Source organism: Paenochrobactrum pullorum, assembly GCF_041929845.1.
Taxonomy (GTDB): Bacteria; Pseudomonadota; Alphaproteobacteria; order Rhizobiales; family Rhizobiaceae; genus Paenochrobactrum; species Paenochrobactrum pullorum.
In genome coordinates, this window is record NZ_JBHEEH010000041.1 from 1 (window position 1) to 3,091 (window position 3,091).

The window sequence follows — 3,091 nt, forward strand, 5'->3', positions numbered from 1 at the left end:
CACTCGACTATATGAGCACAGCTCAGTTCGAGAGAACGGCTGTTTAATATAAAACGCCTCTCCACTTTTACGAAGAAGCAAGTCCAAACACCAACAGACGCACTCGACGCTGGCTTCCCCGAAATATTGATCCGCTCACGCTCAATGATCGGGACCCCGCATTCATCTGTCATCGCCTCAATAATACGCCGCGGAAATATTTGGTTACAAAACACCTGTAGAAGTCTTTCGGCAGAAACTGATCGCAAACAGATATTGTTATGCGTAAACTGAAACTGCAAAAGTCGCGTTTCAACATGAGTTCACAATATCATATCGCTCAATGGCACCAGCATTTGATGACCTAGGCTTCAAAGCGGCTGCTGATCTTGTCTTTAAAGGCCGTACTCAGCCTAATGGCTATACTGAAACCATCTTGACAGCTCGCCGTTGCGAAGCAAAGCTCTCATATTGAAGTGACCCGATAAGCCGCCGCCGGATTATCATCTCCGGCGGCTCTATAGCATATAAATGGTTGTTCTACGGAGTGGAGAGACATCCTATGACGAATTCTTTCATCTCTTATATTTCTGAGGAGCTGGACACATTAAAATCATCGGGTCTTTATAAATCCGAACGTGTCATAACGTCGATGCAAGCCGTGAATATCGAAGTGGATAGCGGCCAAAAAGTTCTGAATTTTTGTGCCAATAACTATCTTGGCCTAGCTGATAATCCGGATATCCGCAAAGCTGCTCAGGCAGCACTTGATCGCTATGGTTACGGAATGGCATCGGTGCGGTTTATTTGCGGAACCCAAGAAGAGCACAAACAGTTAGAGAGTAGAATTTCATCTTTTTTAGGGATGGAAGATACAATCCTTTACGGCTCTTGTTTTGATGCCAATACCGGCCTGTTTGAAACACTGCTAGGCGAAGAAGATGCCATAATTTCTGATGCACTCAATCATGCATCCATTATTGACGGCGTACGTTTGTCAAAAGCCAAACGCTTTCGCTATGCCAATAATGATATGGCTTCGCTGGAAGAAGAGCTTAAAAAAACCGAAGGCTGCCGTTTCAAACTGATTGCTACTGATGGCGTCTTTTCCATGGACGGTATTATCGCTAATCTTAAAGGCATTTGCGACCTTGCGGATAAATATAATGCTATGGTGATGGTTGATGACAGCCATGCAGTTGGCTTTGTCGGCAAAAACGGACGTGGTTCGGCTGAATATTGTGGTGTTGAAGGCCGTATCGACATCATCACCGGAACTTTAGGCAAGGCTTTAGGCGGTGCATCCGGTGGTTATACATCGGCAAAGGCGCCTGTTGTTGACTGGTTGCGCCAACGGTCACGTCCTTATTTATTTTCCAATACATTGATGCCGGCCATTGCAGCAGCATCGCTTAAAGTTTTCGACATCATCGAAAATGGTGACGGCTTGCGCCAACAACTCATCCATAATGCCCAGCATTTCCGTAGCAAAATGACAAAGCTCGGCTTTACTTTGGCCGGCGCCGATCACCCGATCATACCGGTCATGCTTGGTGATGCCACGATAGCGCAAGCAATGGCAGCCAAAATGCTGGAACGTGGCATTTATGTCATCGGCTTTTCTTTCCCTGTCGTTCCAAAAGGGCAAGCACGTATACGCACACAAATGTCGGCAACCCACACCATCGCAGATATCGACTACACCGTCGCGATGTTCGGTGAGGTCGGCAAAGAACTCGGTATAATCTGATCCCGCCAGCGTAACTGCTGCATGGGCACTCTCCAAGGAGAACAGCATGTCGAATATGATGCGTGCTCTGGTTAAAGCCAAAGCGGAACCGGGCATCTGGATGGAACAAGTTCCCATCCCGGAAATCGGCCCTAATGACGTTCTTATTAAAGTCAAAAAATCTGCTATTTGCGGCACAGACGTTCACATTTACAATTGGGATGAATGGGCACAAAAAACTGTCCCCGTTCCGATGGTAACCGGCCATGAATTTGTAGGCACGATTGCTGATGTCGGCTCAGCCGTCAGCGAATACAGAACCGGTCAACGCGTTTCGGGTGAAGGCCATATTGTCTGCGGGCATTGTCGCAATTGCCGCGCCGGGCGTGGTCATTTATGCCGTAACACATTAGGCGTCGGCGTTAACCGGCCTGGTTCTTTTGCTGAATATGTCGCCATTCCGCAGCATAATGTCGTGGCTATTCCCGACGATGTGCCTGATGAAATTGCCGCGATCTTTGATCCTCTCGGCAATGCGGTTCACACAGCCCTTTCCTTTGATCTCGTTGGTGAGGATGTGCTTGTGACCGGTGCAGGACCCATAGGAATTATGGGTGCATTGGTGGCGCAATCTGTCGGTGCGCGAAAGGTTGTAATTACCGATCTCAACCCTGTCAGGCTTGATCTTGCACGTAAACTTGGAGTGCGCCATGTCGTTGATGCATCGAAAGAAAATCTGCGCGAAGTCATGAAGAGTATCGGCATGACTGAAGGTTTTGATGTGGGCTTGGAAATGTCAGGCGCAGCACCTGCCTTTCGGGATATGATTGAAACGATGAATAATGGTGGTAAAATCGCGATCCTCGGTATTGCTCCAACCGGTTTTTCAATTGACTGGAACAAAGTTATCTTCAAAATGCTGCATCTGAAAGGCATTTATGGCCGCGAAATGTTCGAGACTTGGTATAAAATGATTGCCTTAGTGCAAGGCCCACTCGATGTTTCAGGCTTGATTACCCACCGGATCAGCATTAACGATTACGAGACAGGCTTTGAAGCCATGCGCAGTGGCAATTCTGGTAAAGTTGTTATGGACTGGTAATGGAGTTTTATCAGCTAGATGCGATAGCATCGAAGCTATTTCTAATACGAAATAATCATTGATTGAATGCAATGATTGCCATACCGTATTAGAGAATGATTTTGGCCCTGATTAGTGGAGAGAGTTTCACTCTGTGCAGGCCGTGATGGCTTCAAATCCTATTGGCGATTTATATCTCAATAAAGAGTGCTGCCCTATTAGATCATAAAAGCCATCGATGTATCGGCCAAGTTCTTTTTCAGCGCTGATGCGTGTTTGAAAGACTGTACGCCATACCATCT

At 46.9% G+C, this 3,091-nt stretch carries 2 protein-coding genes and 2 pseudogenes; 3 read left to right on the forward strand and 1 reads right to left on the reverse strand.

Annotated features, from left to right (window positions below; all coding sequences use genetic code 11):
- Positions 1-86: 86 nt before the first annotated feature.
- From JNC77_RS17645 to tdh, 3 genes and pseudogenes are all read left to right on the forward strand, one after another.
- Positions 87-268 (forward strand): annotated as a pseudogene (locus tag JNC77_RS17645) (IS30 family transposase); the annotation flags it as partial.
- Between the two features lie 273 nt (positions 269-541).
- Entirely contained in the window at positions 542-1,729 is a 1,188-nt protein-coding gene (locus JNC77_RS17470) for a glycine C-acetyltransferase (protein WP_374834786.1), read from the forward strand.
- Between the two features lie 46 nt (positions 1,730-1,775).
- Complete coding sequence (tdh, locus tag JNC77_RS17475; protein ID WP_374834788.1) at positions 1,776-2,810, forward strand: L-threonine 3-dehydrogenase; 1,035 nt, start codon at positions 1,776-1,778, stop codon at positions 2,808-2,810.
- 126 nt (positions 2,811-2,936) lie between these two features.
- Here tdh and JNC77_RS17480 read toward each other — a convergent pair.
- Positions 2,937-3,091 (reverse strand): annotated as a pseudogene (locus tag JNC77_RS17480) (IS3 family transposase); the annotation flags it as partial.